27 protein-coding genes are annotated in these 26,844 nt (G+C 68.6%); 16 read left to right on the top strand and 11 right to left on the bottom strand.

Annotated elements, in window-relative coordinates:
* Positions 1–463 precede the first annotated feature (463 nt).
* Together B5F85_RS08370 and B5F85_RS08365 are read right to left on the bottom strand one after the other, a co-directional pair.
* Positions 464–1,576, bottom strand: coding sequence for a DUF1648 domain-containing protein (locus tag B5F85_RS08370; protein ID WP_087316274.1), 1,113 nt, complete (start codon positions 1,574–1,576; stop codon positions 464–466).
* Positions 1,577–1,585: 9 nt separating this feature from the next.
* Positions 1,586–1,963 (bottom strand): GntR family transcriptional regulator, encoded by a 378-nt coding sequence (locus B5F85_RS08365; protein ID WP_087316272.1) that lies wholly within the window; start codon positions 1,961–1,963, stop codon positions 1,586–1,588.
* Positions 1,964–2,090: 127 nt separating this feature from the next.
* On the opposite strand from B5F85_RS08365, the gene B5F85_RS08360 reads away from it, so the two are divergent.
* From B5F85_RS08360 to B5F85_RS08350, 3 genes are read left to right on the top strand one after another with little or no spacing between them, the layout of a single operon-like run.
* Complete coding sequence (locus B5F85_RS08360) at positions 2,091–2,837, top strand: ABC transporter ATP-binding protein (protein WP_087316270.1); 747 nt, start codon at positions 2,091–2,093, stop codon at positions 2,835–2,837.
* A 30-nt stretch (positions 2,838–2,867) separates the two neighbouring features.
* Positions 2,868–3,176 (top strand): DUF1648 domain-containing protein, encoded by a 309-nt coding sequence (locus B5F85_RS08355; RefSeq protein WP_087316268.1) that lies wholly within the window; start codon positions 2,868–2,870, stop codon positions 3,174–3,176.
* 5 nt (positions 3,177–3,181) lie between these two features.
* Positions 3,182–4,849: a hypothetical protein gene (locus tag B5F85_RS08350; protein WP_087316266.1), complete on the top strand. Its 1,668-nt coding sequence runs from the start codon at positions 3,182–3,184 to the stop codon at positions 4,847–4,849.
* Positions 4,850–4,916: 67 nt separating this feature from the next.
* Here B5F85_RS08350 and B5F85_RS08345 read toward each other — a convergent pair whose 3' ends face one another.
* Together B5F85_RS08345 and B5F85_RS08340 are read right to left on the bottom strand one after the other, a co-directional pair.
* The gene (locus B5F85_RS08345) at positions 4,917–5,303 is read right to left on the bottom strand and encodes a helix-turn-helix transcriptional regulator (protein WP_087316264.1); all 387 of its coding nucleotides are present in this window, start codon (positions 5,301–5,303) and stop codon (positions 4,917–4,919) included.
* Positions 5,304–5,439: 136 nt separating this feature from the next.
* The gene (locus B5F85_RS08340) at positions 5,440–5,817 is read right to left on the bottom strand and encodes a hypothetical protein (RefSeq protein WP_087316262.1); all 378 of its coding nucleotides are present in this window, start codon (positions 5,815–5,817) and stop codon (positions 5,440–5,442) included.
* 70 nt (positions 5,818–5,887) lie between these two features.
* Between B5F85_RS08340 and B5F85_RS08335 the strand changes: the two genes are divergently transcribed.
* The 5 genes from B5F85_RS08335 to B5F85_RS08315 all read left to right on the top strand — a co-directional run bounded on the left by B5F85_RS08335 (position 5,888) and on the right by B5F85_RS08315 (position 9,403).
* Positions 5,888–6,598: a GyrI-like domain-containing protein gene (locus tag B5F85_RS08335; protein WP_087316260.1), complete on the top strand. Its 711-nt coding sequence runs from the start codon at positions 5,888–5,890 to the stop codon at positions 6,596–6,598.
* Positions 6,599–6,606: 8 nt separating this feature from the next.
* Positions 6,607–6,990 carry an MmcQ/YjbR family DNA-binding protein gene (locus B5F85_RS08330; RefSeq protein WP_087316258.1) on the top strand — a complete coding sequence of 128 codons (384 nt, stop codon included), beginning with the start codon at positions 6,607–6,609 and terminating at the stop codon, positions 6,988–6,990.
* A gap of 80 nt (positions 6,991–7,070) precedes the next feature.
* Positions 7,071–7,517: a zinc ribbon domain-containing protein gene (locus B5F85_RS08325; protein ID WP_204204712.1), complete on the top strand. Its 447-nt coding sequence runs from the start codon at positions 7,071–7,073 to the stop codon at positions 7,515–7,517.
* Between the two features lie 572 nt (positions 7,518–8,089).
* A complete protein-coding gene (locus B5F85_RS08320) occupies positions 8,090–8,674 on the top strand; it encodes a TetR/AcrR family transcriptional regulator (RefSeq protein ID WP_087316256.1) in 585 nt (194 codons plus the stop codon).
* Positions 8,675–8,749: 75 nt separating this feature from the next.
* Positions 8,750–9,403: a class I SAM-dependent methyltransferase gene (locus B5F85_RS08315; protein ID WP_204204703.1), complete on the top strand. Its 654-nt coding sequence runs from the start codon at positions 8,750–8,752 to the stop codon at positions 9,401–9,403.
* Positions 9,404–9,743: 340 nt separating this feature from the next.
* Here B5F85_RS08315 and B5F85_RS08305 read toward each other — a convergent pair whose 3' ends face one another.
* Both B5F85_RS08305 and B5F85_RS08300 read right to left on the bottom strand, forming a co-directional pair.
* Positions 9,744–11,477 (bottom strand): ABC transporter ATP-binding protein, encoded by a 1,734-nt coding sequence (locus B5F85_RS08305; RefSeq protein ID WP_087316252.1) that lies wholly within the window; start codon positions 11,475–11,477, stop codon positions 9,744–9,746.
* Positions 11,478–13,313, bottom strand: coding sequence for an ABC transporter ATP-binding protein (locus tag B5F85_RS08300; RefSeq protein WP_204204700.1), 1,836 nt, complete (start codon positions 13,311–13,313; stop codon positions 11,478–11,480). It lies immediately after the preceding gene.
* A gap of 134 nt (positions 13,314–13,447) precedes the next feature.
* Here B5F85_RS08300 and B5F85_RS08295 point away from each other — a divergent pair, with 134 nt between their 5' ends.
* Positions 13,448–14,428, top strand: coding sequence for an AraC family transcriptional regulator (locus tag B5F85_RS08295; protein WP_239386810.1), 981 nt, complete (start codon positions 13,448–13,450; stop codon positions 14,426–14,428).
* Between the two features lie 31 nt (positions 14,429–14,459).
* On the opposite strand, the gene B5F85_RS08290 is transcribed toward B5F85_RS08295, so the two are convergent.
* The 5 genes from B5F85_RS08290 to B5F85_RS08275 form a co-directional block, all read right to left on the bottom strand.
* Positions 14,460–15,059: a helix-turn-helix transcriptional regulator gene (locus B5F85_RS08290; RefSeq protein ID WP_239386808.1), complete on the bottom strand. Its 600-nt coding sequence runs from the start codon at positions 15,057–15,059 to the stop codon at positions 14,460–14,462.
* Positions 15,016–16,440, bottom strand: coding sequence for a site-specific integrase (locus B5F85_RS10900; protein WP_239386806.1), 1,425 nt, complete (start codon positions 16,438–16,440; stop codon positions 15,016–15,018). Before B5F85_RS10900 ends, B5F85_RS08290 begins: the two co-directional genes overlap by 44 nt.
* Positions 16,441–16,443: 3 nt before the next feature.
* Positions 16,444–16,608 carry a hypothetical protein gene (locus B5F85_RS10685; protein WP_158094587.1) on the bottom strand — a complete coding sequence of 55 codons (165 nt, stop codon included), beginning with the start codon at positions 16,606–16,608 and terminating at the stop codon, positions 16,444–16,446.
* A 4-nt stretch (positions 16,609–16,612) separates the two neighbouring features.
* Positions 16,613–17,002 carry a helix-turn-helix transcriptional regulator gene (locus tag B5F85_RS08280; protein WP_087316248.1) on the bottom strand — a complete coding sequence of 130 codons (390 nt, stop codon included), beginning with the start codon at positions 17,000–17,002 and terminating at the stop codon, positions 16,613–16,615.
* Between the two features lie 84 nt (positions 17,003–17,086).
* On the bottom strand, positions 17,087–17,785 hold the full coding sequence (locus B5F85_RS08275; RefSeq protein ID WP_087316246.1) for a helix-turn-helix transcriptional regulator: 699 nt from the start codon (positions 17,783–17,785) through the stop codon (positions 17,087–17,089).
* 278 nt (positions 17,786–18,063) lie between these two features.
* On the opposite strand from B5F85_RS08275, the gene B5F85_RS08270 reads away from it, so the two are divergent.
* From B5F85_RS08270 to B5F85_RS08240, 7 genes are all read left to right on the top strand, one after another.
* The gene (locus tag B5F85_RS08270; protein WP_087316245.1) at positions 18,064–18,273 is read left to right on the top strand and encodes a hypothetical protein; all 210 of its coding nucleotides are present in this window, start codon (positions 18,064–18,066) and stop codon (positions 18,271–18,273) included.
* Between the two features lie 125 nt (positions 18,274–18,398).
* A complete protein-coding gene (locus B5F85_RS08265; protein ID WP_087316243.1) occupies positions 18,399–21,125 on the top strand; it encodes a DUF927 domain-containing protein in 2,727 nt (908 codons plus the stop codon).
* A 265-nt stretch (positions 21,126–21,390) separates the two neighbouring features.
* Positions 21,391–21,804, top strand: a complete 414-nt coding sequence (locus tag B5F85_RS08260) for a hypothetical protein (protein WP_087316240.1) — start codon at positions 21,391–21,393, stop codon at positions 21,802–21,804.
* A 262-nt stretch (positions 21,805–22,066) separates the two neighbouring features.
* Positions 22,067–22,495 (top strand): hypothetical protein, encoded by a 429-nt coding sequence (locus B5F85_RS08255; protein WP_087316327.1) that lies wholly within the window; start codon positions 22,067–22,069, stop codon positions 22,493–22,495.
* Positions 22,488–23,765 carry a phage terminase large subunit gene (locus tag B5F85_RS08250; protein WP_087316238.1) on the top strand — a complete coding sequence of 426 codons (1,278 nt, stop codon included), beginning with the start codon at positions 22,488–22,490 and terminating at the stop codon, positions 23,763–23,765. The genes B5F85_RS08255 and B5F85_RS08250 overlap by 8 nt, the downstream gene beginning before the upstream one ends.
* 458 nt (positions 23,766–24,223) lie before the next feature.
* Complete coding sequence (locus B5F85_RS08245; RefSeq protein WP_239386804.1) at positions 24,224–25,732, top strand: hypothetical protein; 1,509 nt, start codon at positions 24,224–24,226, stop codon at positions 25,730–25,732.
* A 111-nt stretch (positions 25,733–25,843) separates the two neighbouring features.
* A complete protein-coding gene (locus tag B5F85_RS08240; RefSeq protein WP_204204699.1) occupies positions 25,844–26,590 on the top strand; it encodes a CPBP family intramembrane glutamic endopeptidase in 747 nt (248 codons plus the stop codon).
* The last annotated feature ends 254 nt before the right edge of the window (positions 26,591–26,844 follow it).

Here is a 26,844-nt window from a genome sequence, read left to right as displayed (position 1 = left end):
GAATTGGTAAATCTATCCAACAAACTGGATGTATTGAGGAATGGAATCAGCTTTGCGGAGCATCACACATCACCTGCGTGCCGCGGCCGCGGAAGAACTCGTCCCTCATTTGGCCGAAGATCTGCACGGTCGCCTCGTTGGCCGCGCAATCGCCCTTCCTCGACATGCTCCGGATGAACCCGTTCTCAGCGAGCGTCCTGACGTACGCCGCATGCTGGTGCTGTCAGTCCATGTCATCGACCGCATGGGCTGCGTCCCCGCGCGCTACGCCCACGTGGCAGCCGCCTACGAGGCCATGCGCATCGACTGCATGGCCTACGGGGAGTAAGCTGGCCATCTGAAGGCGAGGGGCGGGCCGCCTGCCGGCGATGCTTTATGGCACAGGCTCGGTCTTGGGCTTCATTGCGCTCGTCGCGGTCCCCCTGCTGTTCTGGCTCGCGCTTAGGGCACGCTCGCTGCCGCCCTACCTGAACAAGACCTCGACGAGCACGACGAACGCCGCAATCGCGGCAACGAGGAGGGCGGCGAGCCCCCACGTCTTGGGGTTACCCCAGTTCATGGCCCAGCCGATGCCAAAGCGCCGAGGCACCACGACGGATGAGTCCTCGCGGTTCACGTAGAAGACGCCGAGGCGCCAAAGTTCGTCGTCATCGTAGTCGAGCGCGCTCGACGCCGTCATGCGCCGCAGAAGCCTGGAGCCCGCCTGTCCGTAGACGAGCGAGACGGCGAGGTTGGGCAGGATTGCGCCGATGATGACGACGACGAGTGCCACGAGCGACTGGTCCGCGGTGACGACGCCGGCGAAGGCGAGCGGCATGATCGCGATCGACGCGGTCACCACGATTCCCGTGACCAGCAGCGCCGCGCTCTGGGCGCGGGCGAACGCGCCGTACGCGATGGCGGAGGCGACGGGGTGCTCGGGCGAGGCCGGCCTGCGGCTCCGCAGGATCTGCCAGTGCGACGCGGTGAGGCACAGCGCCATGAACGCCTGGACGGCGAGCGGCATGGCGACGACCTGCCAGCCCTTGGCCATGTAATCGTCGACGATGCCCGCGGCGTCGAAGTGCACGGGCACGGGGTCGGGCATCGCAGGGTAGAGAGCAAGGGAGAGGGCGAGCGTCGCCAGGATCACGGGCACGTAGAGGAGGTCCCAGGCGAGCGGGAGCGGGCGGGGCGCGTTTGCCTCGGCGGCGCCGACGACGGCGGCGAGCCGGGCCGCGCGCGTCTCCCAGCCCTCGGCGCGCTTGATCGCCCGCACGCGGGCGCGGAAGACGAGCATGAGCGCGAAGCCCGCCGCGACCGGTATGCATACCACCGCCGCCATCGCGAGCGGGAGCGTGGAGGAAAGCGCCAAGGTGGCGACGGCGGACGCGGCCGAGATCGCGAGGACGCAGGCGAGAAAGACCCGGCGCATGCGGCGGATGCGGGGGTCTCCCTGTGCCGCCTCGGGCACGCTTACCGCAAAGGCCTCGCGCTCGCGGGTGAGCCAGGGCGTGGCGGCGATGAGGCAGCCGGAGAGGAAGGTGATGAGCGCCATCGACGCGTTGGTGGCGAGTGCTATGAGGTCAGGCGACATGTGCGCTCCCTAGTCCAGGTTCTGTGCGGCGCGTTTGGCGGCCGCGAGAAATGCGTGCCGGGTGCCGCCGGACGCCTTGAACTCGGTGGCGAGCTTGGCAAGGGCCGCTTCGAGCGCGGCCTCGCCCATGCCGGCGGCGGGGTCGGCCGGTGTGTCTGCAACGTAGGCGCCGCGCCGGCCGAGCATGATAACGTAGCCCTCGTCACGCAGCGTCGCATAGGCCTTGTTGACGGTGTGCAGGTTGATGCCCAGGTCCTCGGCGAGCGAGCGCACGGAGGGCAGGGCGTCGCCGGGCCGCAGCTCGCCTGAGGCGATGCCTGCGATGACGGCGTCGCGCAGCTGCAGGTAGAGCGGGGCGTCCGATAGCTTGTCGACGGTGATGACCATGGCGTGCCCGTTTCCGAAAATTGTTCTATATGAACTATAGCAAATGGAGCAGATGAGTGGTAGCATGCCGTCAACTGTTATAGCTGAGCTATAGCAGAACTAACAACTGGAGGCGTCAGGAGGAACCATGGAAACGCCCGTCCTCGATGTGAGCCGCTACCGGAAGGAGTACCGGGGCAAGGTCGCCGTGAGCGACCTCTCGCTCGCGGTGACGCCCGGCGAGATCTGCGGCTTCATCGGCCACAACGGAGCCGGCAAGACCACGCTCATCCGCTCGGTGGTGGGCGCGCAGCCGCCCACGTCGGGCACGGTCCGCGTCTGCGGCCGCGACGTGTGGCGCGAGCCCGTGGCGGCCAAGCGCCTCATGGCCTACGTGCCGGACAACCCGGACGTCTACGACTTCCTCACCGGCATGCAGTACCTGGACCTGATCGCGGACGTGTTCGGCGTGGACGCGGCGAGGCGTAGCCAACGTGTGAACGAACTCGCGGGGCGCCTGGAGCTCGCGGACGCCCTCGGCGACCCCGTCTCCGCCTACTCCCACGGCATGCGCCAGAAGCTCGTGCTCACAGGCGCGCTCCTGCACGACCCGGCGCTTTTGGTGCTGGACGAGCCCTTCGTGGGCCTCGACCCCTCGGCCTCCCACGAGCTCAAGGCCATCCTGCGCGAGCGCGCCGACGCCGGCGGCGCGGTGTTCTTCTCGTCCCACGTGCTCGAGGTCGTGGAGCGGCTCTGCGACACCGTGGCGGTGATCCGCCGCGGCGAGCTCGTGGCCTCCGGCCCCACCGACGAGGTGCGCGGCTCGGCCTCGCTCGAGGACGTGTTCCTCGAGCTCGTGGACGAGAAGGACGCCGCCATCCCGTCGCGCCGCTAAACCTGTTCTCAAGACCAAGGAGGAACAGCCATGAAGTCCGCAAAGACCCACATCGTCGCCAGCACTGCCCTGTGCGCGCTCACCCTCGCCGTGACCCTCGCCGCCCGCGGCATCCTGCCCGAGCAGGTTCCCATGCAGTGGGGCCTCACGGGCGAGGCGAGCTCGTTCTGGCCGCGGGACGCCGTGGTGTTCGGCGTGCCCGCCGCCTGCGTTGCGATCAACCTCCTCGTCTCGGCGAGGCTCGCGGGCAGGGGCGAGGGGCGCGCCGCCATGTACTACATAGCCCCCGCCGTCGCGCTCCTCGCGACCGCCGCCATCGTGTTCCTGGGGACGAGGTGATGGCGATGCCCGCCCTTCGTCCTGGTCGTGCGCTCCGCCCGCTGCTCTCGCTGCAGGCGCGCTCGCTCCTCTACGGCCTCGGCTTCCGGGGCGGGAGGGGCCGCGCGCGGCTGCTCGGCGCCGCGGCGCTCGTCGTCCTGCTCGCCGGCATGGCGGCGGCCTACATGTGGGTGCTCGGGGGTAGCATGGTCGCCGTCGGCGCGGCCGGGGCGATCCCGGCGCTCGCCGCGCTTGCGGGCTCGCTGGCCGCGGTCGCGCTCGTGTTCGTGAAGGCCCCGGGCACGGTCTTCGGATGCCGGGACTACGACCTCGTGGCGGCGCTGCCGGTCCCCGTGCGCACGGTGGTGCTCGCGCGGACGGCACCCCTATACGGGTTCGGCGCCGCGCTCTCCGCGCTGCTGTCGGCGCCGCTCTACGTCGCGTACTTCTCGGCGGTGTCTCCGACCCCGGGAGCGGTCGCGACGGCGGTCGTCGTGTCCGTGCTGGCGCCGCTCGCGCCGGCGGCGGTGGCCACGCTCGTGTCGCTTGCGCTCACGTCGGTCGCGGTGCGGTTCCGGCATGCGGGGGCGGTGCAGCTCGTGCTCTCGGTGCTCGTGGTGACGGGCGTCGTCGTCGGGTCGTTCGCGCTCGGCGGCGCCTCTTCGGGGGCGGATGACGCCGCCGCCCTCGCCGCGATGGGCGACGTCGCGGGCGCGCTCTCCGCGGCCGTGGCCTCTGCCTACCCGCCGGCCGCTTGGGCGGCCTCAGCGGTGGGCGGGGCCTCGGCTGCGGGCTTTGCCGCCTTCGCCGCACTCTCGCTTGCGCTTCCGGCGCTTGTCACGGGGACCCTCGCGGCGTGCTATCCGCACGCGAACGCCGTGGCGACCTCCGGGCCGCGCCGCCGTGCGCATGCGGCTGAGGCATCTCGTTCGGCTGCGAGCCCGCTGCGCGCCCTCGCGGTCAAGGAGCTCCGCCGGATCGGCTCCATGCCCTTCTACGCGATGAACAGCTGCGCGGGGCTCATCCTCATGGTCGTGGCCGCGGGCGCGGTCGCGCTCTTCGGCGTGGATGCGCTCCTCGCCTCGGGAATCATCAACGGAGTGCAGCTCGACGCGCGGGCCGTCGCGGCCCTGCGCGTCCAGGTCGACGCGGCGCTTCCGTGGGTCTTCGGTTTCTGCGGCGCGATGTCGCTCACCGCCGCCCCCGCGGTCTCGCTCGAGGCGCGCGCGAGCTGGCTCATGCTCACGGCGCCGGTGGGCGCCGGGACGGTGCTTGGCTCCAAGCTCCTCGCCAACCTCGTGCTCGGCGGGGCGGCGGTTGCGGTCTCCGCCGTCGCGCTGCTGGCGGGCGGCACCGGCCCGCTCCTGGTGCTCCAGTGCGTCGTCTGCGCGATGGGCATGCTCACGGGCTTCGCGGCGCTCGCGCTCGCCATCGACGCCTCGCGCCCCAACCTCTCCTGGACCACGCCCGCCGAGGTCGTCAAGCGCGGCCTGCCCATGATGGTCGGGGCGCTCGGCGGGGCCCTCGCCTCGCTCGGCCTCGGGTTCCTCTCGGCGACCGCCGTCGGCTCCCTCGGGCCCGCGACGTCGGTCGCGATCAACCTCGCCGCCCCCGCCGCCTGCGCGCTCGTCGGCCTCGCCGCCCTCCGTGCGGTCGCCCGTCGCGGGTTTCCGGGCCCCGGCTGGGGCGAGTGACGCCGGGAGGGGCCGTCACGAGAAGTCCCCACGGCAGCCCCTCCCCGGCACCTCCCGCCGCCGGCACCTACCTCACGAAGAGACCCCCGCTGAGCACCCCGTAGGCCACCACCAGGGCGAAGAGCGCCAGGACAACGCAGCCGACGACGAGGAACGCCCGCCAGGCCCTGAGCGCCGCCTCCTTCCCTCGCTCGACGTCCGAGTAGATCGACGAGATCCGCTTGTCGGACTCGTTGAGGGCGCGCACGTCGCCCACGTCGACGCCCCTCACGAGCTCGTCGAGGCTCATCTCGTAGTAGTCGGACAGCAGGACGAGCCGCTGGAAGTCTGGGTAGGACTGCCCGAGCTCCCACTTCGACACCGTCTGCCTCGAGACGCCGAGCTCGTAGCCGAGCTGCTCCTGCGAGAGCCCCCGCTTCCTTCTGAGGTCGGCGAGCCTGTCGTTGAAGTTCATGGTCGTTCCTTTCGGTCGGTTCTGAGGTATGCACCACCCGGGTGCGAGACCATGGAACCGCGCGGCGGGCACGGGCGCCACCAACGACGGTTGGCAATCCGTCAACCAAGGGCGGCGTCGGGCGAGGTTGCAGCGGCTAGGGCGCGGACACAGGGCGCCCGGTCTCGATGAACGCGATCAGCTCCTCGAGGTCGTCGAAATCGTCGTAGTCGCCCGTGATGCCCTCGCGGTGGTAGACGACCCCCGCGGCCTCGTTCCGCTCGAGGCAGTCCAGGAGGCGCCCCTCGCCGAACCTGCGCGCGAACTCGCCGAAGGCGCGCGCCTTGAGCTGGGCGCCCGCCATGGCGTCGCAGCCGCTCGGGCACTCGTAGCAGTGGGCGAGCCCCCGCCCCGTCGAGCACGACCTCACCTCGCAGGTGGCGGCGTCCGGGCAGGACTCGGACTCGCAGCCGTCGCACTCCGAGCACAGGCAGCAGGCGAGCCCGCACCGCGCGATTCCCAGCTCTCTCCTCATGAGGGCCCCCTTGTTAACGAACGTATGTTCCTGTACCATGATGCTACCACAAGCGAGGACGGAGGCCACGATGGCGTACGACTTCAAGAGGGAGTTCCGCGACCTGTACCAGCCCAAGACGGCTCCGGCGCTCGTCGACGTTCCGGCGATGACCTTCGCCGCCGTCGCCGGCGCGGGGGACCCCAACGAAGAGGGGGGCGCCTACAAGCGCGCCCTCGAGCTCCTGTACGCCTTCTCCTACACGGTCAAGATGTCGAAGATGGGCGACTGGCAGCCCGAGGGCTACTTCGACTACGTGGTGCCGCCGCTCGAGGGCCTGTGGTGGGGCGGGGAGGGCGCGTTCGACGGGACGGGCGTCGCCGACAAGGCGGCCCTCTCGTGGGTGTCGCTCATCCGCCAGCCCGACTTCGTGGCGCCCGGCACCCTCCCCGCGATTCGCGAGATGGCTGCCGAGAAGAAGCCCGACCTGGCGGGAGCCCTCGAGTCGGGCGAGCTCCGCCTCGTGCGGTTCTCGGAGGGGCGCTGCGCGCAGTCCATGCACAGAGGTCCCTACGACGAGGAGGGTGCCACGATCTCGAAGCTCGCCGCCTTCGTCGGCGCGCAGGGCCTTCGCCTCGACATCGGTGAGGTAGGAGGCTCGCGCCCGAGCGACGTCCTCGGCGCGCTCGACTGCGACGGCGGCGTCCCCTCCTTCCGCCTCCACCACGAGATCTACCTGGGCGACCCCAGGCGCACGAAGCCCGAGAACCTCAGGACCGTCATCCGGCACCCGGTCGCTTAGGGACGACCATGGACCTCTCGCGCATAGACGCCCGTCTGCTCTCGCGCCCCGGCGCCACGAAGGCCCTCCACGAGAAGTGGGGCTGGATGGTCTACTGGGTCGGCGGCAGGCAGTTCGCCTGCGAGTTCGTCGCCTCTCCCGACGCCAAGCCGCCCTACGCGGGGCGCCACCTGCTCTCGCTCAAGTGCGACCCCGACCGCATCCTGGAGCTGCGCGCCGAGCACCCGGGCGCGGTGCTGCCCGGCTACTACTCCGACGGGCGCACATGGGTCTCCGTCGACCTGGACGCCAACCTTCCCGAGGGGCTCGTGCTCGACCTCTGCGACATGAGCTACGACCTCGTCTTCGCTAGGCTGCCCAAGCGCGTGCAGCGGGAGGTCGCGGGCGCGTAGCCGCGCAACGATTTGTTTCTCGACGGGCGGCCCGGCCTCCGGGACAATGGGCGGGAAGGACCCGTACGAGAGGAGCCCCGATGATCATGCTCAAGGACGCGCTCGCCCGCCTGCGCCGAGAGCGCGGGCTCACCCAGGAGGAGCTGGCGCGCCGGCTCTACATCACGAGGCAGGCGGTGAGCCGGTGGGAATGCGGGGCGACCGAGCCCGGCATCGACATGCTCAAGCTCATCGCCCGCGAGCTGGACGTGCCCGTGACCGCCCTCCTCGACATGCCCGAGCACTACTGCCAGAGCTGCGGCATGGTGTTCACCGCCCCCGGCCAGCACGGCCACGAGGCCGACGGATCCGAGGCCGAGGACTTCTGCCGATGGTGCTACGAGGGCGGCTACTACACCGATGACGTTACGATGGACGAGATGATCGAGGACTGCGCCCCGCGCATGGCGGAGGCGATGGGCTGGACCGTGGACGAGGCGGCCTCGCTCCTCGGCGCGGTGCTGCCGACGCTTCGCCGCTGGGCATGAGAGCCTTACGCAAGTCCGAATTGCCGATAAGGGCTTTTGACGCCTAAGCAGAGCAGAATCATCCAATAGCCCACACCCCACCACCACCCGCTGCCCGTCGAGGGTCGACCGCAGCCCACCCGCCTCCGCTCCGTCGCGCGCACGGCTCGGAAACCGCCCCGCCCTGCGCGGAGAGCGCCACTCACGGCCATGCCCGTCGCTCCGGCTGTGTATTGCTCCGCGGCTCGGGCCAGCCAGCTCCGCCTGCGTGTTGCTCCCGGCTCAGGTCAGCCGGCTGCGCCGTCTGCCCTTCGCGGCGGTCGCACACTCCGGCTGCGCCGTCTGTCCCTCGCGGCGCTGCGCATACACAGCCTCCGCTCTGGGCATGGCCTGCCGGGAGTTTGACGTGCGCAGGGCGGGTCGGTTCCTCGCGGCGGCGCGCACTCCGCTACGGCAGATGGGCTGCTGCCCTTTCGCCCTCGTTCGCGGGTGGTGGTGGGGTGTGGGGCCGGACGGGCGAGGATTCTCTGCGCTCCTCATTGTTGACCAATGTTCAATCGAGGCGTACAATCCATCCCGAGGAGGTGTCAGCCGTGACCAGAACCGTGATGGACCCCGAGGAGCGCAGGCGCGAGCTGCTGGCCTGCGCCATGAGGCTCTTCGCCGAGGAGGGCTACGACAACGTGTCCGTGCGGGCCGTGGCGCGCGCCGCGGGCGTGGCGCCGGGGCTCGCCTACCACTACTTCGACTCCAAGGAGAAGATGTTCGCCGAGGCCATCGGTGACTACGCCCGCCGCTGCGCCGAGGGCATCTGCGAGTCGCTGGACGACGATGAGCTCTCTTTGGACGAGAGGCTCGAGCGAGCTCTTGATCTCGGCGCGAGCGGTGACTACCCCTACGCCGCATTCTTCCACGCCGAGGGGCACGGCGCGCTGCACGACAGGCTCTCGCTCGCCATGTGCGAGGCGGTGCGGCCGCACCTGCGCGCCGCGCTCGAGGCCGACGCCGCCTCGCGCGGCGCGTCGGCGCCCGACGCCGACGAGCTCGCCGCGATCATGACCTACGGCGCGGTGGGCCTCGCCTCGGGCCCGGGCATGCCGGACGGGGCCGCGGCCGCCGCCCGCCGCTACCTCCGCGCGCTGCTCGCCGAGTTCCGCTCGGGGGCCGCCGCCGACTAGGGATCCCGCCCCGGCTGTCGCCGGGGCTCTTTTCGGCCGATTGTATTGAACAATGCTCAACAGAAAGGACGCGAGATGGAGAATAAGATTGACGAGAAGGACGCCGAGCTGCTGCGCTCACGCTCCCGCGCCGCCTTCGACGCGCAGGCGCCGACCTACGACGAGAGCATGCAAGGCGAGCACGCGCGCCGGCTCTACCCGCACGTGCTCGCGGAGGTGGCGCGCGCCGTGGCCGGGAGGCCCGCCCCGCGCCTGCTCGACCTGGGCTGCGGCACGGGCGCCCTCGCCGAGCTGGTGCTCGAGGGGGTCCCGGGCGCGAGTCTCAGCTGCGTGGATCTGTCGCCGAGGATGGCCGAGGCTGCGAGGGCGCGCCTGGGCGGGCGAGCCGAGGTCCTCCTCTGCGACGCCGAGCGCCTGCCCTTCCGCGACGGCTCGTTCGACGCTGCCTGGTGCAACGACTCCTTCCACCACTACCCGGACCCCGAGCGCGCCGCCTTCCAGGCGTGGCGGGTGCTCGCGCCCGGCGGCGCGCTCGTCGTCGGCGATGCGTGGCAGCCGGCGCCCGCCCGCGCGATCATGAACGCGTGGATGGCGCATTCGCGCGAGGGCGACGTCCGCATCTACTCCGAGGCCGAGATGCGCCGCATCCTCGGCACCTGGTTCAGCGACGTTGCCTGGCTCCGCGTGGGCCAGACCGCCTGCGTCGCCGTCGCGCGCAAGGGTGCCTGATCGCCCTGTCAGTATGATCTCCCACGGCGATCGCGCAAGCACAAAAGCTTTGCTTATACAATAATATCTTTCTGTTATAGATTATTACAGAAGCAATTCTTTCTGTTAGGAGCGCTATGGCGGGAAGAACCCCTATACCGGTGTCGCGTGCGATGCGTACCATTGCGGCCAATCTCGACCTGGCGCTTCGCCAGCAGCGCATTACGCTTGAGCTGCTCGCTGAGGGCGCTCTCGCGATAGGTGAAACCGCCTCACGGAAGCCCGAGGGCGAGACCCGCCGCGCGCGACGAGCGCGACGCCCGCAAAGGTGACGAAGGGACTGTCCCTTTGCCGCCCTTTGTCACATAGTCCAGTCTGCGCTTTGGGTCTGCAGGCGGACCATGCGGGCGAAGAGGCCGTCCGCGGCGAGCAGCTCGGCGGGCGCGCCCTGCTCCGCCACGCGGCCGTCCTCGAGCACCACGATCTTGTCCGCGCTCATGACGGTGCGCATGCGGTGGGCGATCACGATGACGGTCTTGCCGGCGAGCAGGCGCGAGAGCGCGCCCTGGACCTTGGTTTCGTTCTCCACGTCCAGGCTCGCCGTGGCCTCGTCCAGGAGCACAATCGGCGCGTCCTTGAGCAGCGCCCGCGCGATGGAGATGCGCTGGCGCTCGCCGCCGGAGAGCTTGGCGCCGTTCTCGCCGATCATCGTGTCGTAGCCCTGCGGCAGGCGGCTCACGAACTCGTCGCAGTTGGCCGCTCGCGCCGCCGCGAGCACCTCCTCGTCGGTGGCTCCGCGCCGTCCCAGGCGGATGTTGCCCATCACCGTGTCGTCAAAGAGCAGCACGTCCTGGAAGACCACGGAGAAGTCGCCGAGAAGGACCTCGGGGTCCACGGCTGCCACGTCCACGCCGCCCACGGTTACGTGTCCCGCGTCGGCATCCCACAGGCGCGCCGCCAGCCTCGCGCAGGTGGACTTGCCGGAGCCGGACGGTCCCACGAGCGCCGTGACCTCGCCCTCGCGCGCCGTGAACGTCACGCCGTCCAGGACCTTCTCGCCGCCGTCGTAGGAGAAGGACACGTCCTCGAAGGTAACGTCGTGCCCGGTAGGCTCGTACGCCTCGCCGCCCTGCGCGAGGGGCTCCTCGTAGAAGCTCTTCATGCGCGCTGCGGCGGTCTTGGCCGAGAAGAGCTCTGCGATGAGCATGAGGCACTGGTCGAAGGGCGCGTAGATGCGGCTCACCACCAGAAGGAACGCGAAGAGCGTCATGAACGTGCAGGAGCCCTCCAGGATGAGCGCCGCGCCCACGAGCACCGTGGTGGCAAGGCCCAGGCGCAGCACGATCTGGGCGCCGTTGACGGCGATGCCGCAGGCGATCTCCGAGCGGGCGGCCTGGCGCTCCGCGGCGTCGACGTCCGCATGAATGTGCTCGAGGTAGCGCCCCTCCTGGTTGGTCGCGCGAACCTCGCGCACGCACTCGAGCGCCTCCTGGATGTCCTCCGAGGTGGCAAGGCCGCGCATGCGCGTGGCCTCCATCATGGGCTGAAGCGCGCGCCGCGCGCCGAAGAGGATGGCGAGCCCCACCGGGCAGCTCCAGAGCGACGCGAGCGCGAGCCGCCAGTCAAAGGAGAACAGGCAGACGGCCGCCACGGCGAGCGTGATGTAGGCGCCGTAGAGCTCAGGCAGCACGTGGCTGTAGGCGTGCTCGGTGGTCTTGACGTCGGTCATGAGGGTCTCGGTGAGGTCGGCGAGGTCGCGGCGGCCAAAGAAACCCAGGGGCAGCTTGCGCAGGCGCTCGGCGAGGCCGATGCGCTGACGACCGCTCTCCTTGTAGATGACGCCGTACTGGTAGTAGTAGGCCCAGTACTCCGTCACGAAGAGCGCGACGGCAAAGGCGACGAGGCCAGCTGCGTACGGGAGGAGGTTCGGCAGCGGCGCGCCCTCGGTGAGGTGCGCCACGAGCTCGCTCATGAGCAGGTAGAGGGCGCCCACGCCGCCAAAGACCACGAGGTTCGAGGCGGCGGTCCACACGGCGCCGAGCTTGACGTTGCGCATGCCCTCGTCGGTGAGGGCGTACTTCTCCTGAATGCTCATCTACTCCACCTCCGTGGCGCTCGTGATGCGCCAGCTCACGGACTTCTCGTAGTCGGCCCACATGCGGGCGTAGAGGCCGCCCGCCGCCAGCAGCTCGTCATGCGTGCCCTGCTCGGCCACGCGTCCGGCGTCGAGCACCACGATCTTGTCGGCGTTTCGCACCGTGGAGAGGCGGTGCGCGATCATGAGGACGGTGCGCGCCGAGCCGTCGCGCCCGCGGGCGAGGCGCTTGAAGGCGGCCTGGATCTTGACTTCGTTCTCGGGGTCCGCGAAGGCCGTCGCCTCGTCGAGCACCACCACCGGAGCATCCTTCAGGATCGCACGGGCGATCATGAGGCGCTGCACCTCGCCGCCGGAGAGGTGGGTGCCGCCCGTCCCCACGAGCGTGTCGGCGCCCTGGGGCAGCTTCTCCAGGATGTCCGCGCACTGCGCGGCCTCAAGCGCGGCGAGCGCCTCCTCGCGGGTGGCCTCGGGGCGTGCGGCGCGCACGTTCTCCAGGATCGTCTGGCGGAAGGGGCGGTTGGCCTGGAAGACAAAGGCAACGCGGTCCATGAGGTCGTGCGGGTCCATCTCGCGCACGTCCACGCCGCCGAGCGTCACGCGTCCGGCGTCCACGTCCCAGAAGCGCGGCACGAGGCTCGCCGCCGTGGTCTTGCCGCCGCCGGAGGGGCCCACGAGCGCCACCGTCGCGCCGGCCGGCACCTCAAAGCTCACGTGGTCAAGCGCCGGAGCGTCTGCCCCCTCGTAGGTAAAGGTCACGTCCTCGAAGCGGATGGCGTTGCCCGCGGGCGTGCGGGGCGCGCCGGGAGCGGAGATCACGGGCGCGGCCAGCACCTCCTCGACGCGCGAGACCGCGTCCGCAGCAGACTGGAACGCCTCGGACATGAACATCACGCGGGTCATGGCGGTGGGGATCACGGCCGAGAAGATCGCGTAGAACGCGAAGTTGGCCAGGAAGCGCGCGAAGTCCCCCTCGCCGGGAGCAACGAGGATCGCCGCCGGCACGAGGAAGATCGCGACGCCGTTGATGATGGTGAGCGAGAGCGACTGCGGCGTCTGGCACCACTTGACGGCGTAGTCCTGCGCGAGCCGCGTGAACTCCTCGATGGCGTCATGGAACGCGCGGAAGCTGTAGACCGTCTGCTGGAAGACCTTGACCACGGGGATGCCGCGCACGTACTCGGTGCCGGTCTTGTTCATCTTGACGAGCGACTCCATGTAGCGCGTCATGAAGTCCATGCCTCGCCCGCCCATCATGTAGAACATGCAGCCGAGCGAGATGATCACCGCGACAAGGCACGCGAGGCCGAGTCGCCAGTCAAAGACGAAGAACAGCACCAGCATGCCGACGATCATGGCAATGCTGCCCGCGGTGTCAGGGAGCTTATGGGCGAGAAGCCCCTCGGTCTCGGCGGCGCATCCGTCCACGACGCGGCGAAGCGCGCCGCTCGCATGCGTGTCGAAATAGCCGAGGCTCGCGTGCATGAGGTGGTCCGTGGTGCGCTTGCGCATGTTGGACGCACAGCGGAAGGCCGCGAGGTGCGTGCACATGAGGCCGGCGAAGTAGATGAGGATGCTCGCGGCCGCAAGGCCGAACGCCCACCAGCCGTACGCAGCGATTCCGGTGGCCGCACCCCAGTCGGGGGCCACGGCGATGAGGTCGCGCGCCACGAGCCAGACGCAGACGTACGGGCCAAAGCTCACGAGCATAGAGACGGCCGAGAGCGCGCAGCCCAGGTACGTGAGGGCCTTGCGCGGACCGGCGAAGGCGAGCAGGCGGCTCACGGCGCCCTTGCCGCGGGCGTTGCTCGCCTTGTTTGCTTGAGAGTCAGACATCGAAGCCTCCTTGCCCTCGTGTCTTGATTGGCATTCCGTCGCACCGTATCATGGGAGCCGTTACTTGTTAGCTACGGTTAACTAACCTTGGACGATTCCTCAAGGGAGATGGACGAACCCTCAAGATGACGGGCATGGGAGACATTCCCCGCGAGCTCGTTGCGCTCTTCGAGCCGCAGGTCGAGCAGCTTGGCGTGCGTCTCGAGCGCCGGGGCGGCATCTGGGTGGGCGAGGCGCGAGGCTCCATGGCAACAGGCTCGATGTGGCTCTGCGCGCCGGCGCCGCACTGCCTCGTGCTCTGTCACGACGTCACTCCGCTTGAGGACATGCCGCTCTTCGAGGGGTCGCTCGGGCCGTACGCCTGCGCCTGTACGATGGGAGACGACGCGGTGGCGTGCTCTCGGGACTGCGGGCTGCCGATGCGCCTTCTTGGCTGCGATGGCTACCGTCTGCGGGACGAGGTCGCCACGTTCGTCGAGCACGGCCCCCGCTCGCTCTCAAGCCGCCTGCTTGCCGACCACGCCTATCGCTCTCGCTCCGTCATCTTGCTGCCCGACTTCTTCGACGAGCTGGACCGCAGCTATCCGGGGGAGTTCGGTGGGCTCTTCTCGGCGTTTGAAGGCTCCTGGGGCCCCAAGGCCAAGGGGGCGATTCGCCATGCGCTCGCCAACATACCCGCGAGTCCTCCGCTCGGCCCCGGTGGGTCGCTCGGACTTCTCTCGACCGTCACCTCCCTCATGGCTTCTCTGGCGGCGGACGGGAGAGGTACCGAACAAGATGAGGGTTCACTGGTGAGTCGCGCGAGGAGGTTCTTGTCGGCTGCCGTCGAGGAGAGCGGCGTGCCACCTTCCGTCGACGCGCTCGCGCGCAGGCTCTACGTGAGCCGGTCGCGGCTCTGCGACGCGTTCAGGCGCGAGATGGGACAGAGCGTGGGCGCATATGCGCGCCAGCTGCGGATGGAGCGCGCGCGCCGACTCCTCGAGGACGGGAATCGTAGTGTCTCCGAGGTCGCCGTCCTTCTCGGCTACCCGAGCCCCTCGGCCTTCTGCCACGCCTTCTCCGACTTTACGGGAATGTCCCCACGTGCGTGGGTCAAGGGGAACAGCTCCTTTTAGATCAAAAGGGGACAGACCCCTTTTGACCCACCTATCTGAGCAGCGCCTCCATGAGCCACGCGATTCCGTAGCCGATGAAGAAACCTACCGCCATCCCAAAGAGTGCCCAGCCTACGATGCGCACGACCTTCATCCAGCGAGGAATGAGGCGCTCGCGCCGGCCGCGCTTGGTGTCGCGGTCCACCGGCTCACCGTTCCAAAAGGCAAGAACCTCCTGGTAGGTGACGAGGTCATGCTCCCGCTTGATGCGGTCGGCCCATCGCGCGGCAAACAGGGCGATGCCCCAGAGCACGATTACCAGCGCCAGGCTGGGCGACGTTTGCAGAATCGAGAGGTCCCACACGGTCATCTGGCACACCCACCAGACCAGGGCGAGTACCATCAGCACGATGAAACCCACCATCACGTAGCTCAGGCGTTTGACCAGCCGCGCGTCCTTCTCGACCGTCTCTTTCATGGCGTCCACGTCTCCTCTCACGAGCTCGTCGATGGTCGTGCCAAAGACCTGCGAGAGGAGCAGCAGGCTCTGGACGTCAGGGTAGGTCTTGCCGTTCTCCCACGAGGAGACAGTTCGTTGACTGTACTGTCTAAATTGCTTCCGAAACCTGCAGGTCAGAGGTACCGTCAACAAGCTGAAGCCGAGGGCTCTCCTGCTGCTGGTACGAATCTGGTACGAATCGTTCGCCGGTTTGTACCGCCCCTCTGAGAACCTCGTAGGAGCGTCGCGAGGGACGCGAGTGGCGGACCTTGCAGATCTTCCCCGCAGGCGCCCCCTCCGCATATCTCGTCATGAACTCCTCCTCGGCCCCGACGCTCAGGAAGGCGTCCTCGACGACGTCGGCAGCCTCGCGCTTCTGGTCCATGTTGACGTGCGTGTAGATGTCCATGGTGATCTGCGCGTTGGCGTGCCCGGCGAGCTCCTGCATGACCTTGGGGTGAACCCCCTGCTCGGCGAGCATCGAGAGGTACGAGTGCCGCAGCTCGTGGAGGCACCAGCCATCGAGGCCGAATGCCGCGCGGTCGCGCTTCCACCACTTGCCGAGCGTGTCGGGATTGGCTCGCTGGGCGTAGAAGTCGAGGACGACGGGCGTGTCCTCGTCCTGCTCCGCGTAGCCGGTCCGGTGGTGCCGGTTCACGTAGTTCCTGGTCTTGAAGTACTCCCTCTGGGCCGCCTTCCGGCGCAGCAGCGCCTCGCAGACGAACTCGGGCATGGGAAGGCGCCTCGTCCCGGCGCGCGTCTTGGTCTCCTTGAGGTTGCGGAAGCAGTCGAAGCTGTGGCTCACGGTGAGGACGCGGTTGTCGAAGTCGACGTCGCGCCAGGACAGCGCGCAGATCTCGCCTCGCCTGAGGCCCATGGTGATGGCGAGGAAGTACGCGATGTCGCACGAGGTCTCGACCTCCAGCTGGTCGATGAGGGAGCGCATGCGCGCGGAGGTGAGGGCCCGCCGCTCCTTGGTGTCGTTCGCCGGGGTCGCCACCCTGTCGAGGGGGTTCCTGACGATGGTCTCCTCGTTCACCAGGTGCTTGAAGAACAGGTTCAGCATCTTGTGGAGGCGGTTGAGGTAGGCGCCGCTCGACGGCTTCCCGGAGAGCGTGTCGCCCTGCCGCATGGCGAGGTACATGTCCTCTATCATCTCGGGGGTGATGCTCGCCACGTCGGCCTTCCCGATGTGGCGCGAGATCGCCTTGAACTGGACCCGGTAGCGCTTGTTGGTGTTCTGGGTGAACTCCCCGGACTGCTCGCGCCTGTCCATGAAGTCCGCAGCACACTCCTCGAAGGTGGTGCCGGTGCGCTTCCAGACCTTGTCGTCCTCGATCTCCTCGATGAAGTCGCGCAGGGCCTTCTTGGCTTGGGTGTAGTTCATGTCGCTCACGCGGCGCGTGCGGGTCTTGTACTTGCCCGTGCGCGGGTCGAGGCCCACGGGGACGCGGAGCTGCCACTTGCGGCACTTGCTCTTGGGCTTGTCCTTCTCGAGCTGGACGATGGTGCCCTCTCCTGTGACCTTAGCCATGGCTCACGCCCCCTTCCTGCGGACGGGGCGGCCCTCCGCGACCCAGCGGCGGACGCGGGCCGCGATGTCCCTGCAGAAGAGCTCCTGACTCGCGTCGAGCGCCCTCTTGTCATCGGCGCGGGCCGGCTCCTCCGGCCTCCTGTCGCGGCTCTCGCTCTCGGCAACCATGCGATCACCTCCTCCCCTGGGGACGGGGGCCGTCGGCCTCGGAATGCTCCACGAAGTCGAGGTAGCTGTCCACGAGGGCGCGGCCTGCGCCGGTGAGGGCGTCGTAGCGGGACTGGACGGGGTGCTCGTCGGGGGCGTCGATGTCCTCGCGGCCGACGACGAGGTCGATGGAGCAGCCGAGGCGGTCGGCGATGGCCCACGCCGCCGAGAGCGGCACGGCCATGCCCGGACCCTCGGGCTGGCGCTCGTAGCGCGAGTAGGTGGACGCGGGGATGCCGAGCTCCGCGGCGAAGTCCCTGGCGCTGCGGTAGCCCGCCTCGCGGCGGAGGCGCTGCAGCGTCCTCTTCCCGCTGATGGGAGGGGCCGCCTTTGTGGAAGTGTCACGTGGTGGCATATAATGTCACCGTCCTCTCTAGTTGGCTCTGGACTGGACAACAGGGCCCACGGGAGCTGCAACTCCCATGGGCCCGCCCTCTTTCTACGGCCTTCCCGCGTCGCCCCCCTTCTGGCCGCCTCTTCCGTCGAACTCTATGAACACGCGTCTCCCGCCCTCTAGGGACGGGTGGTACGACATGCCGGCACCCCCGGAACCTATCTGCCCGTGCGAGCGGTCGTACGCCTGCATGATCCGCGCGATGTTCTGCTCGTCGAGGATTCTGCTCGCCTTTGTGGAGGCCCTGCCCCGGCGCTCCTCCGCGCGCCTGGTGACGAACTCCTCGAACCCCTCGCGGCGCTCCTCACGGGTACCGAAGGCGATGAGGTCGTCGAGCTCGCCGCGCCCGTCGAGCTCCTGCTGCCACAGACGCTCGTAGCGCCACGCGAGCTCGTCGAAGCGGCGGTCGGCCTCCGCCTCCTCGCGCTGGCGCCTGAGGCCGTCCTGGTGGAGCAGGAAGGAGAGGAACTGGTCGAGGGCGAGCTTGGACTCCTCGGAGAGGGAGTCGTACTCCTCCTGGACGTCTCCGCGCAGGGCGCGCACGTCCACCTCCTCGCGGCCGACGATGACGTCGATGGGCACGCGGAACCAGTCCGCGAGCTTCCGCGCCGCGCTCATGGTGATCTTGTCGGGGTTGCTCTCGTAGCGCGCGTAGGTGGACGCCGGGATCTTCACGACCTTCGCGAACTCCGCCGACTTCTTGAACCCCGCCGCCTTCCTGAGCTCCAGAAGAGCGCTCGCCATCTGCCATACCTCCCGAGTTGTGTGCGTTCTGTGGCGGTGCGTTGCCCCACCTGACTGGAAGGGCGCAACACTATGCAACAGAAGATAGCACTCAGCGACAATCTGAACAACCGAACAACACCATTCTACACCAAATAGCGCTAACAATCTCACGCCGTGAGATTTGCTGTGATATTCTACGGCTGCGCGGGGAGGCGGCGGCCCACCACGTGGCACCGCCGCGCCGCGCGCCCGGTCCAGAGCCAACCGAGGAGACAGAGGGGAAGGCGAGAGAAGCGATGAAGGCGAGGTTCGAGGACGTGCCGCTGTTCATGACGCCGAGCGAGCTCGCGCAGGTGACGGGCGAGCACGTGGGGTCGATCAGGAGGGGCATCATCGAGGGCAGGATCCCGGCCGACAAGGTGAACGGGCGCTGGCGCATCTGCCGCGACGTGGTGTTCCCGAACGCGAGCAGGGGGACGTCGTATGACGGTGGGAAGAGGGAGTAGGCGCGCCGCCCCGCGAGAGCGGACGGGCGCGGTTGCCGCCGCGCCCGCCCAGTGCGAATCCCTGGCCGGAATCGCGGGGCACAGTGTAGCGCACGCGCGCGGAGTTTCCGAGGGGGTGCGCTCCCATGGCTGACCTGAGGGGCGTGCCGGCGGAGCTGCGCCGCGAGCCGCGCTGGGTGTGCTGGCGGCGCGAGGAGCGCAACGGCAGGGCGACGAAGCTGCCCGTTGACGCCCATACCGGGCGCATGGCCAAGAGCACGGACCCGGCGACCTGGGCGACCTTCGAGGAGGCCGTGGCTGCGGTGGCGCGCTGGCGCTGCGACGGCGTGGGGTTCGTCTTCGGGCCGGACCGCGCGTTCACGGGGCTCGACCTCGACCACGTGATTTCGGATGGCGTGCTCGACCCCGCGTACCGCTGGGTGGTCGAGGAGGCCGGGACCTACACGGAGGTCTCGCCGTCCGGCGACGGGCTGCACCTGATCTTCAGGGGCGCGAAGCCCCAGGGCGCCGAGCGCTCGCGCAAGGGGCAGCCCGGCGGGCGCGTGGTGGAGATGTACGACCACGACCGGTACTTCACGGTGACGGGAATGGTGTTCGAGGGGCACGGCGCGGTGAGCGCGAACCCCGGCGTGGTCGAGAGGGCTTACCGCACCTGGATCGAGCCGGAGCGGGCCGCCGCTCAGCCGACGCTCTCGGAGGCGCCGGCGGCCGGTGTCGGCGTGGACGACGAGGAGCTGCTGGGGCGCATGTACGCCTCCCGCAGCGGGGGCGCGATCCGCGCCCTCATGGCGGGCGACTGCTCGGCGCAGGGCGGCGACCGCTCGGCGGCGGACATGGCGCTGTGCTCGCACCTCGCGTTCTGGTGTGCTGGCGACGCCGCGCGCATGGACCGGATCTTCCGCAGGAGCGGCCTCATGCGCGACAAGTGGGACAGCAGGCGAGGCGGCACCACCTACGGGGCGCAGACGATAGAGCGGGCGATAGAGGGCTGCACGGAGTTCTACCGGCCGAGGGCCGCACGTCCCTCTCGCCCCGCGCGCACCTCTCGCGTCAATGATAGGAACATGTGTTCGACCTCTGCGCCGGGCACGGACGAAGGGGTATCCCCGGACGAGGAGGCGCCGGACTTCGAGACGGCGCCCTCTGTGGAGGGGTGGATGGTCGACGCGCGCGGGAGGCTCTGGACGTGCGACCGCGACGGCGAGCCCACGCGCTCCGTGACCTCGACGGCGCCCTGGGTGGCGGCCGACCTCGTGGACGTGGACACCGGCGACGTGCGCGCCCTCGTGCGCGTGACGGTGCCCGGCGGCGTGCGCGAGCGGGCGCTCGACCGCGAGGTGCTGCTCAACCAGAGCAAGGTGATCGGCGCGCTCGCGCCGCTGGGCGCCAACGTGTCCTCGGCCAACGCCAAGGACGTCGTGCGCTACCTGACCGACGTTGAGCGCCGCTACGGATGGGCGCGTCCGCGCGCGAGGAGCGTCGTGCACCTGGGGTGGGCGGACGGCCCGCTCTCCGCCTTCATGCCCTACGACCTGGGCGAGGGCGGCGTGCGCTTCGACCCCAGCCCGGACGAGGCGGTGAAGGCGCGCCCCTTCATGGAGCCCGCGGGCGCGCTCGCGGCGTGGGTGGAGGGCGTCGCGCCGGCGCGGGCCGCCTCCATGGCGTTCCGCTGCGTGCTTGCGGCGAGCTTCGCCTCCCCGCTGGTGTCTCTCCTGGGCGTGCAGACCTTCATCGTGTACCTCTGGGGGCGCTCGCGCTCCGGCAAGACGCCGACCCTCAAGGCCGCGGGCAGCGTGTGGGGCGACCCCACCGAGGGCGCGGACAGCTACTTCCGCACCTTCGCCGACACGCCCAAGAGCATCGTGCGCGCGGCGGCCCTTTTGCACGACATACCCGTGATCATCGACGAGCTGCAGAGCAAGGGCGCCGTGGGCGGCCAGGCGGGCAAGCGGCAGGTCGTGGAGGACCTGCTCTACTCGCTCTCGCTCGGGCACGAGCGCGGGGCGCTCAACAGCGACCGCACGATGATGCGGGCGGGCTCGTGGCGCTGCCTCACGATAGCCACGGGCGAGATCCCCATCGTTGGGTCGTCAACCCAGCAGGGCGCGGCGAACCGCACCCTCGAGCTCTGCGCGGAGCCCTTCGAGGACGTGCGCGCCGCCCAGGCGATGCACCACCTCGTCTCCGCGCAGCACGGCACCGCCGGGCGCGCCTACGTGGCCGCGCTTCGGCGAAACGACGCCGCCTTCTACGCGGGGCAGTTCTCCTCCGTGCGCGACGCCGTGTGCGCCGCCGCCGGCGGGCACCCGCAGGCGGACAACGTGGCGCTGCTCGCGCTCGCCGACGCCCTCGCGCAGTTCTACGTGTTCGCGCCGGGCAGCGACTGGGCGGCGTGCCTGGAGGGCGCGATGCTGATGGCGCGCTGGGCGCTCGTGAACGCCACGGGCGCGGACGGCGGCGACACCGACGTGAAGGCGATCCAGTTCGTGGCCGAGTGGCTGGTGCGCAACCGCCTGCACTTCGAGAGCTCGGCGGAGATGGACCGGCTCGAGCGCTGGGGGTCGGTGGAGCAGTACCGCGACCGGCCGGGGTTCTGCTGGTGGGTATTCTCGTCCGTGCTCGACCAGGCGCTCGCGGGCGCCAACTTCGACCGGCAGAAGACGCTCAGGCGCATGGCCGACGAGGGCGTGCTGCTGCCGGGCTCCGGGCGCGGTTTCACGCGGCAGAAGCGCTTCGGCGACTCGCGGGTGTACTGCGTGTGCGTGGACAACGCGGCGCTCGAGGCCATGCTCGAGCGCTCGGCGGGCGCGCCTCCCTCGGTGGCGCCGTCTCAAGGGGGCGGGCCATGCTGAGACACGGGTCGAGACGCCCCTGGCGGCTGGTGAGGGTGCGCGTCCCCTCCTCATGTCTCAACGTCTTGACGGGGACGAGACATGAGGGGACGTCGCGCGCGGGCGGGCGCGGGCGCGCGCACGCGCGGGCGGGGGCCTTGGGCGCGGTTTCGGTCGAGACGTTGAGACGGGCGGCGTTCTCGCTGGTGGCGGGGCTGGTCGGCGTCTCATGCGGGCGCGAGACGCGCGGGTGCGGTGGCTTGAGACGCGGAGGGAGGTGCGCGCGATGAGCTGGTGGACCGAGGAGCAGGACGACGTCCTGCGCGAGGTGAGCTTCCGGGGGGCCGCCTACGCCGCCGCCGAGATCGAGCGGCGCTGCGGAGTGCGCCACTCGGTGCGGGCCGTGGAGATGCGGGCGAGCCGGATCCACTGCTCGCTCGCCGTCCAGACGGTGTGCCCCTCGTGCGGGGCCGTGGGCGTGAAGATCAACCGGCAGACGGGGATGTGCCCGCTGTGCACCGAGCGCTACCACCTGGAGCAGGAGCGCGCCTTCAACGAGCAGCTGGAGCGCGAGCGGGCGGCGTGCGAGGAGTCCGCCGAGCTCGCCGACGTGCGGCGCGAGCGGGACATGATGCGGCAGCGGAACAGCCGGCTGTGCAGGAAGTACGGGCTCAAGGGGAAGCGGGGGCGGAAGGGTTAGAATGGTAGATAGCGGGCGTGCACCTGGGTGAGGAACCGAGGCCCACGCCAGACAGGCAGCGTTCCGATCAGGAAAAGTCGGCGCGTGTGCCTGCAAATCGCGAGGCACGCCCCGACAGAGATGACGGGACACGGCCTCGTAGCGAGGAGAGGCACCCTGCCCGGGTTAATTCACGGGCGGCCGGGTGCCTTTCCCTCCTTTTGTGACGCGCCCGGAGAATCCACCGTGAGAGGTTCTATCGACTTTCGCGGGGGTGATGCGCATGGCGAGGCGTCCGAAGCTGACGCAGGAGATGGTTGACGAGGCGATCCGCCTCAAGGCGGACGGCCTCTCCAATGGTGACATCGTGTGCGCGCTGGGGATTCACGAGTCGACGTTCTATCGCTGGATCGGCGAGCCGAAGAACAAGCTGCAGCGCGAGTTAAGCGAGGGACTAAAAAAGGAGGAGAGCGCGTTCAAGCGGACGCTGCTCACGACCATCCGCTCGGCGGCGCTGGCGAGAAACCAGTACTGGACGGCGGCGGCGTGGCTGCTCGAGCGCAAGTACCCCGACGAGTTCGGCAAGGCGGATCGCCAGCGCGATGATGCCAAGGCGGACGCCGCGCCGAGGATCGTGCTCGGCGTGGTGGCGCAGCCGGTGCAGCAGACGCTGCCGCTTGACGGGCTCGGCGAGGAGCGCGCCGATGGTTGACGCCTCCTCGCTCGTCATCCCGCGCTTTCACGACGTGCTCGGCGACGTGATGGCCCACGGGCACACGCACTACTGGCTGCACGGCGGGCGCGGCTCCACGAAGAGCTCGTTCATCAGCGTGTGCATCGTCCTTCTCCTCCTGGCGCACCCGGAGGCGAACGCGGTGGTGGTGCGCAGATTCTCGAACACGCTGCGCGACTCGGTGTTCCAGCAGGTGACGTGGGCGATCGCGGCGCTGGGGCTCGACGCGTGGTTCCGGGCGCGCATCTCGCCGATGGAGATAACGTACCTGCCCACGGGGCAGCGCATCGTGTTCAGAGGAGCGGACGACCCGCTCAAGCTCAAGGGCGTGAAGTTCACGCGCGGGTACTGCGCAGTGACGTGGTTCGAGGAGCTCGACCAGTTCGACGGCATCGACGCGGTGCGCTCGATCCTGAACTCGCTCAGGCGCGGCGGCGAGGACTTCTGGATCTTCTACAGCTACAACCCGCCCCGGACGCTCTGGAGCTGGGTGAACCGCGAGAAGCTGGAGCGCGAGCGGCGGGCTGACACGCTGGTTCGTCAGAGCTCGTACCTCGACGTGATCGAGAGCCACCCGGAGTGGCTGGGCGGGCCCTTCGTGGAGGAGGCGGAGTACCTGCGCGAGGTGGACGAGCAGGCGTGGCGCTCGGAGTACCTGGGCGAGGTCACGGGGACTGGCGGCAGCGTGTTCAACAACGTGGTCTCGGCGCGCCTGTCCGACGCGGCGTGCCGGGGCTTCTCGCGCACGCGGTGCGGCGTGGACTGGGGCTGGTTCCCGGACCCGTGGCGCTTCGTGCGCTGCGGGTGGGAACCCGGCGAGAGGAGGCTCACGATCTTCGAGGAGCTCTCGGCGAACAGGAAGACGCCCTCGGAGACGGCGGCGATGGTGGTCTCGGCGCTCACCTACGCCGACAGGCCCGGCGAGGACGCCTACCTGCACGACGAGCTGGTGTGGTGCGACGACACGCCGGACGGCAAGCAGAGCATGGCCGTGTGGCGGCGCGACGCGGGGCTGCGGGTACGGCCGGCGAGGAAGTCGAACATGCGCAGGCTGTCCTACGAGTGGCTGGCGGGGCTTCGGGAGATCTGCATCGACCCTGAGCGGGCGCCCCTGGCCTACGAGGAGTTCCGCCTCAAGGAGTACGACCGCGACCGGGACGGCACGTGGGTCGACGAGATCCCGGACGGCAACGACCACAGCATCGACGCGGTGCGCTACGCGATGATGGACGATGTGCTGAGGGGTTGACGACGCGAGCGTTCTTCTCGGCAGCTAAATAAACGTGAGAACGAAGAGCGAGACGTGCGTGAGCGCAGGTTGGCTGCGGGCGGAGTCCTCGACATAATCGCGGGGCGGCGCCGAAAACCTCCAGTTGTGGAGGGCAGCGCGCCGTCCCGTGTGGCCATTATACGGGCGGCATGCGGGAGTTTTCCACATTGGGGCCTCCGGGCGTTCTTCTCGGCATGAGACGCTTTGGAACACGGGGCAACGCTTCGCGCGGAGCGCCGGGATGTTATCGACAAGTTCTCGCGGGAATGTGCAAAACCGCTGGTGGCGGTGCGTGCTCGGGCGTTCTTCTCGCCTAGAGCGCAATTCAGTTGGCTACTGAATCTCGAACGTTCTTCTCGCCTGGCGCTCTTTGTTCTTTGCCCTTTGTGACGGGCGGGTTCAATGGGCGTGTTCGGACGAGGCGGGGAGGTGAGCCCATGGGCGTGAGCGATGACGAGTACTGGGTGCCGGAGCATGTGAGGGCGTGGCTGCGGGGGCTGGGGTTTACGCTTCCGCTGGAGGACATGGAGCCGCACATACGGGCGTGGGACAGGTGGATGCGGGCGCTCGGGGACTTCTACGACTACCGGGACACCGACGGGATGGGGCGCGTGTACGAGGTGCATCGGCGTTCCATTCATCCCGCCATGAGGGTCTGTCGGGAGTGGGGGTCGCTGCTGCTGAACGACAGGACGCAGGTGGCGTGCGACGAGCAGGCTTGCACGGACTGGCTCGCGGCGTGGATGGCTCGGACGGGGTTTCTCGCGAGCGCGCAGGAGTGCGTGGTGCGGGCGTTCGGCCTGGGGACCGGGGCGTTCGCCCTGTGGGTGGACGCGGGCTCGGGCGAGGTGCGGGTGAGGCGCTACGACGCGCGGATGGTGGTGCCGCTCACGTGGGACGAGGAGGGCGTCACCGAGTGCGCGTTCGTGACGAGGGCGTTCTGGCGCGGGCGCGCGGTCGACCAGGTGCAGCTGCACCTGAAGGGTGCTGCGGACGCGCTCTTCTCGCCAGGCGAATCATCTGGAGGGGCTTCGGCGGCGGGTCCTTCTCGCCTAACTGACGATGAAAGCGAGGGCACGTACCGAATCGTGACGGCCTGCTTCGATCGCGACGGGAACCGCGTCGAGCCGGAGGGCGTGTGCCCGGTGTACGATACGGGCTCGTCGTGGCCGACCTTCTCGATCGTCAAGCCGGCCATCGACAACACGCGCGTGGACATGTCACCGTACGGGCAGTCGGTGTTCGCCGATGCTGTGGACGCCATCCAGGCGGTCGATTTGTGCTACGACGCGATGATGTCGGAGATCGACAACGGGAAGATGCGCGTGTTCCTCTCGGACGTGATGTTCGATACGGAGCGCGACGGCAAGGGTGGCAAGGTCTCCATCCCCTTCGGGCGCCAGGACTGCACGGTGTTCCGGAAGGTCATGAGCACGGAGGACACGATCCACGAGTTCGCGCCGACGCTGCGCACCGAGGCGCAGGCGCGGGCGTTCAGGGTCGCGCTGCAGACGCTCGGGGACCTCTGCGGCTTCGGCATCAACTACTTCGACCTCGAGAACGTGGGGTACGTGAAGACGGCCACGGAGGTGTCGGCTGACAACTCGGCGCTGATGCGCAACATCCGCCGCCACGAGCACGCGCTCGAGGGCGCGATCGCGGGCATCTGCCGCGCGCTGCTCGCGGCCGAGCGCAGGCTCGGCGTGGGGCTGCCCGACGAGGGGCTCGTGCGCGTCACGTTCGACGACAGCATCATCACGGACACGACGGCGGAGAAGCGCCAGGACATGGACGAGGTCGCGGCGGGCCTGCTGGAGCCGTGGGAGTACCGCCGCAAGTGGTGCGGCGAGGACGAGGCGACCGCCCGCAGGGGCGCCGCCCGGGCGGGCACCGGCGACGCCGGGCGCGGGCGAGCCGGATCCGCCAAAGAAGCACTGCAATTTTGATACAATGTGTATCAGGGTTGCGGTGCTTTTTCTTGCTCTTTTCAGAATAATCTGATAGTATAAAGTAAATCTGGTATTTAGGAGAAGGATATAAAAAATCAACGCATTTTATTGCCCTATTTATACGCCCTTATCACCATTGTCTGTACCTTCCTGGTAGGTCAGCTTATCCTGTGGTTTGTACCGGACAACACGAATATCTGGGCTTCCGTGCTGTTCATTTTCATGAATCTGCTGCCGATGCTGGTTGCCTTTGGTTTCGTGCAGATGTCCGGTGAAATGTCTGGAATAGGGCAAATTCTTAAAGCGGCGTTTTCACCGCACGAACGCCGGTATGCCTATGTCACCGCTCTGGCGGTGCCGCTTATCTATTATGGAATATCAGTTTTACTGGGAAATGTGACTTTTACCGGTTCCCCATTTTCGGCCATGATTGCCTATTTCCCCTGGACGCTTTTGCAGGGCGGACTGGAAGAGGTGGGGTGGCGATGGTATCTGCAAACCCATATATCCATAAAGAAAAGTTTTGTGCTGAAAATGCTCGTTATATCCGTCATCTGGTTTATATGGCATTTCCCCATCTATCGTCTGCCGTGGATCACGGCTGGTTCCTCCAATTACCTCATCTTTTTCCTGATGATACTTGGGAACACATTTACCCTGGGTGCAGTAAAAGAATTGTCGCGCGGCTCCATTCCTTGCATTCTCGCCCATATGCTTATAGACACAGCGGCGGTCACCATGCTTGTTGGGAGCAATTTAACAAAAGTAGCTTTGCTTGTCGGCGTGGAAATTATCCTCTCTGTGATTCTGGTAGGCATATTGGGCCGCAGGCAAAAGCAGCAAAGCCAGGTCTGAACCCCCTTAGCGCAAAGTGAACCCCCTAACGCCAAAGGGGGTTCACTTGTATCACAATTAGGGTCATTTGCCAGCGCCGGGGCCGACGGCGCTAAGGCGCGCGCCGCAGGGCGGACGTGACGACGGCGTGCGCGCCCGCATCGGTTGCTGTAGGCCGCGCGAGAGCGGAGGGAGCAGGCTGAGCCCCCTGGCGAGGGCAGACCGCGCAGCGGGCTGACCCGAGCCGGCGGCGAAGACGCGACCGGAGCGGGGCG

Origin of the sequence: Olsenella sp. An293 (assembly GCF_002159495.1) — a bacterium.
In the GTDB taxonomy this organism is placed as follows: domain Bacteria; phylum Actinomycetota; class Coriobacteriia; order Coriobacteriales; family Atopobiaceae; genus Thermophilibacter.
The sequence above is the reverse complement of the archived record's forward strand: the minus strand, read 5'-3'. Positions and strand labels throughout refer to the sequence as shown.

Coding starts and splice junctions, on each gene's coding strand:
- B5F85_RS08370 (WP_087316274.1), bottom strand. CDS start 1,576: ATGTCGCCTGACCTCATAGCACTCGCCACCAACGCGTCGATGGCGCTC.
- B5F85_RS08365 (WP_087316272.1), bottom strand. CDS start 1,963: ATGGTCATCACCGTCGACAAGCTATCGGACGCCCCGCTCTACCTGCAG.
- B5F85_RS08360 (WP_087316270.1), top strand. CDS start 2,091: ATGGAAACGCCCGTCCTCGATGTGAGCCGCTACCGGAAGGAGTACCGG.
- B5F85_RS08355 (WP_087316268.1), top strand. CDS start 2,868: ATGAAGTCCGCAAAGACCCACATCGTCGCCAGCACTGCCCTGTGCGCG.
- B5F85_RS08350 (WP_087316266.1), top strand. CDS start 3,182: ATGCCCGCCCTTCGTCCTGGTCGTGCGCTCCGCCCGCTGCTCTCGCTG.
- B5F85_RS08345 (WP_087316264.1), bottom strand. CDS start 5,303: ATGAACTTCAACGACAGGCTCGCCGACCTCAGAAGGAAGCGGGGGCTC.
- B5F85_RS08340 (WP_087316262.1), bottom strand. CDS start 5,817: ATGAGGAGAGAGCTGGGAATCGCGCGGTGCGGGCTCGCCTGCTGCCTG.
- B5F85_RS08335 (WP_087316260.1), top strand. CDS start 5,888: ATGGCGTACGACTTCAAGAGGGAGTTCCGCGACCTGTACCAGCCCAAG.
- B5F85_RS08330 (WP_087316258.1), top strand. CDS start 6,607: ATGGACCTCTCGCGCATAGACGCCCGTCTGCTCTCGCGCCCCGGCGCC.
- B5F85_RS08325 (WP_204204712.1), top strand. CDS start 7,071: ATGATCATGCTCAAGGACGCGCTCGCCCGCCTGCGCCGAGAGCGCGGG.
- B5F85_RS08315 (WP_204204703.1), top strand. CDS start 8,750: ATGGAGAATAAGATTGACGAGAAGGACGCCGAGCTGCTGCGCTCACGC.
- B5F85_RS08305 (WP_087316252.1), bottom strand. CDS start 11,477: ATGAGCATTCAGGAGAAGTACGCCCTCACCGACGAGGGCATGCGCAAC.
- B5F85_RS08300 (WP_204204700.1), bottom strand. CDS start 13,313: ATGTCTGACTCTCAAGCAAACAAGGCGAGCAACGCCCGCGGCAAGGGC.
- B5F85_RS08295 (WP_239386810.1), top strand. CDS start 13,448: ATGGGAGACATTCCCCGCGAGCTCGTTGCGCTCTTCGAGCCGCAGGTC.
- B5F85_RS10900 (WP_239386806.1), bottom strand. CDS start 16,440: ATGGCTAAGGTCACAGGAGAGGGCACCATCGTCCAGCTCGAGAAGGAC.
- B5F85_RS10685 (WP_158094587.1), bottom strand. CDS start 16,608: ATGGTTGCCGAGAGCGAGAGCCGCGACAGGAGGCCGGAGGAGCCGGCC.
- B5F85_RS08280 (WP_087316248.1), bottom strand. CDS start 17,002: ATGCCACCACGTGACACTTCCACAAAGGCGGCCCCTCCCATCAGCGGG.
- B5F85_RS08275 (WP_087316246.1), bottom strand. CDS start 17,785: ATGGCGAGCGCTCTTCTGGAGCTCAGGAAGGCGGCGGGGTTCAAGAAG.
- B5F85_RS08270 (WP_087316245.1), top strand. CDS start 18,064: ATGAAGGCGAGGTTCGAGGACGTGCCGCTGTTCATGACGCCGAGCGAG.
- B5F85_RS08265 (WP_087316243.1), top strand. CDS start 18,399: ATGGCTGACCTGAGGGGCGTGCCGGCGGAGCTGCGCCGCGAGCCGCGC.
- B5F85_RS08260 (WP_087316240.1), top strand. CDS start 21,391: ATGAGCTGGTGGACCGAGGAGCAGGACGACGTCCTGCGCGAGGTGAGC.
- B5F85_RS08255 (WP_087316327.1), top strand. CDS start 22,067: ATGGCGAGGCGTCCGAAGCTGACGCAGGAGATGGTTGACGAGGCGATC.
- B5F85_RS08250 (WP_087316238.1), top strand. CDS start 22,488: ATGGTTGACGCCTCCTCGCTCGTCATCCCGCGCTTTCACGACGTGCTC.
- B5F85_RS08245 (WP_239386804.1), top strand. CDS start 24,224: ATGGGCGTGAGCGATGACGAGTACTGGGTGCCGGAGCATGTGAGGGCG.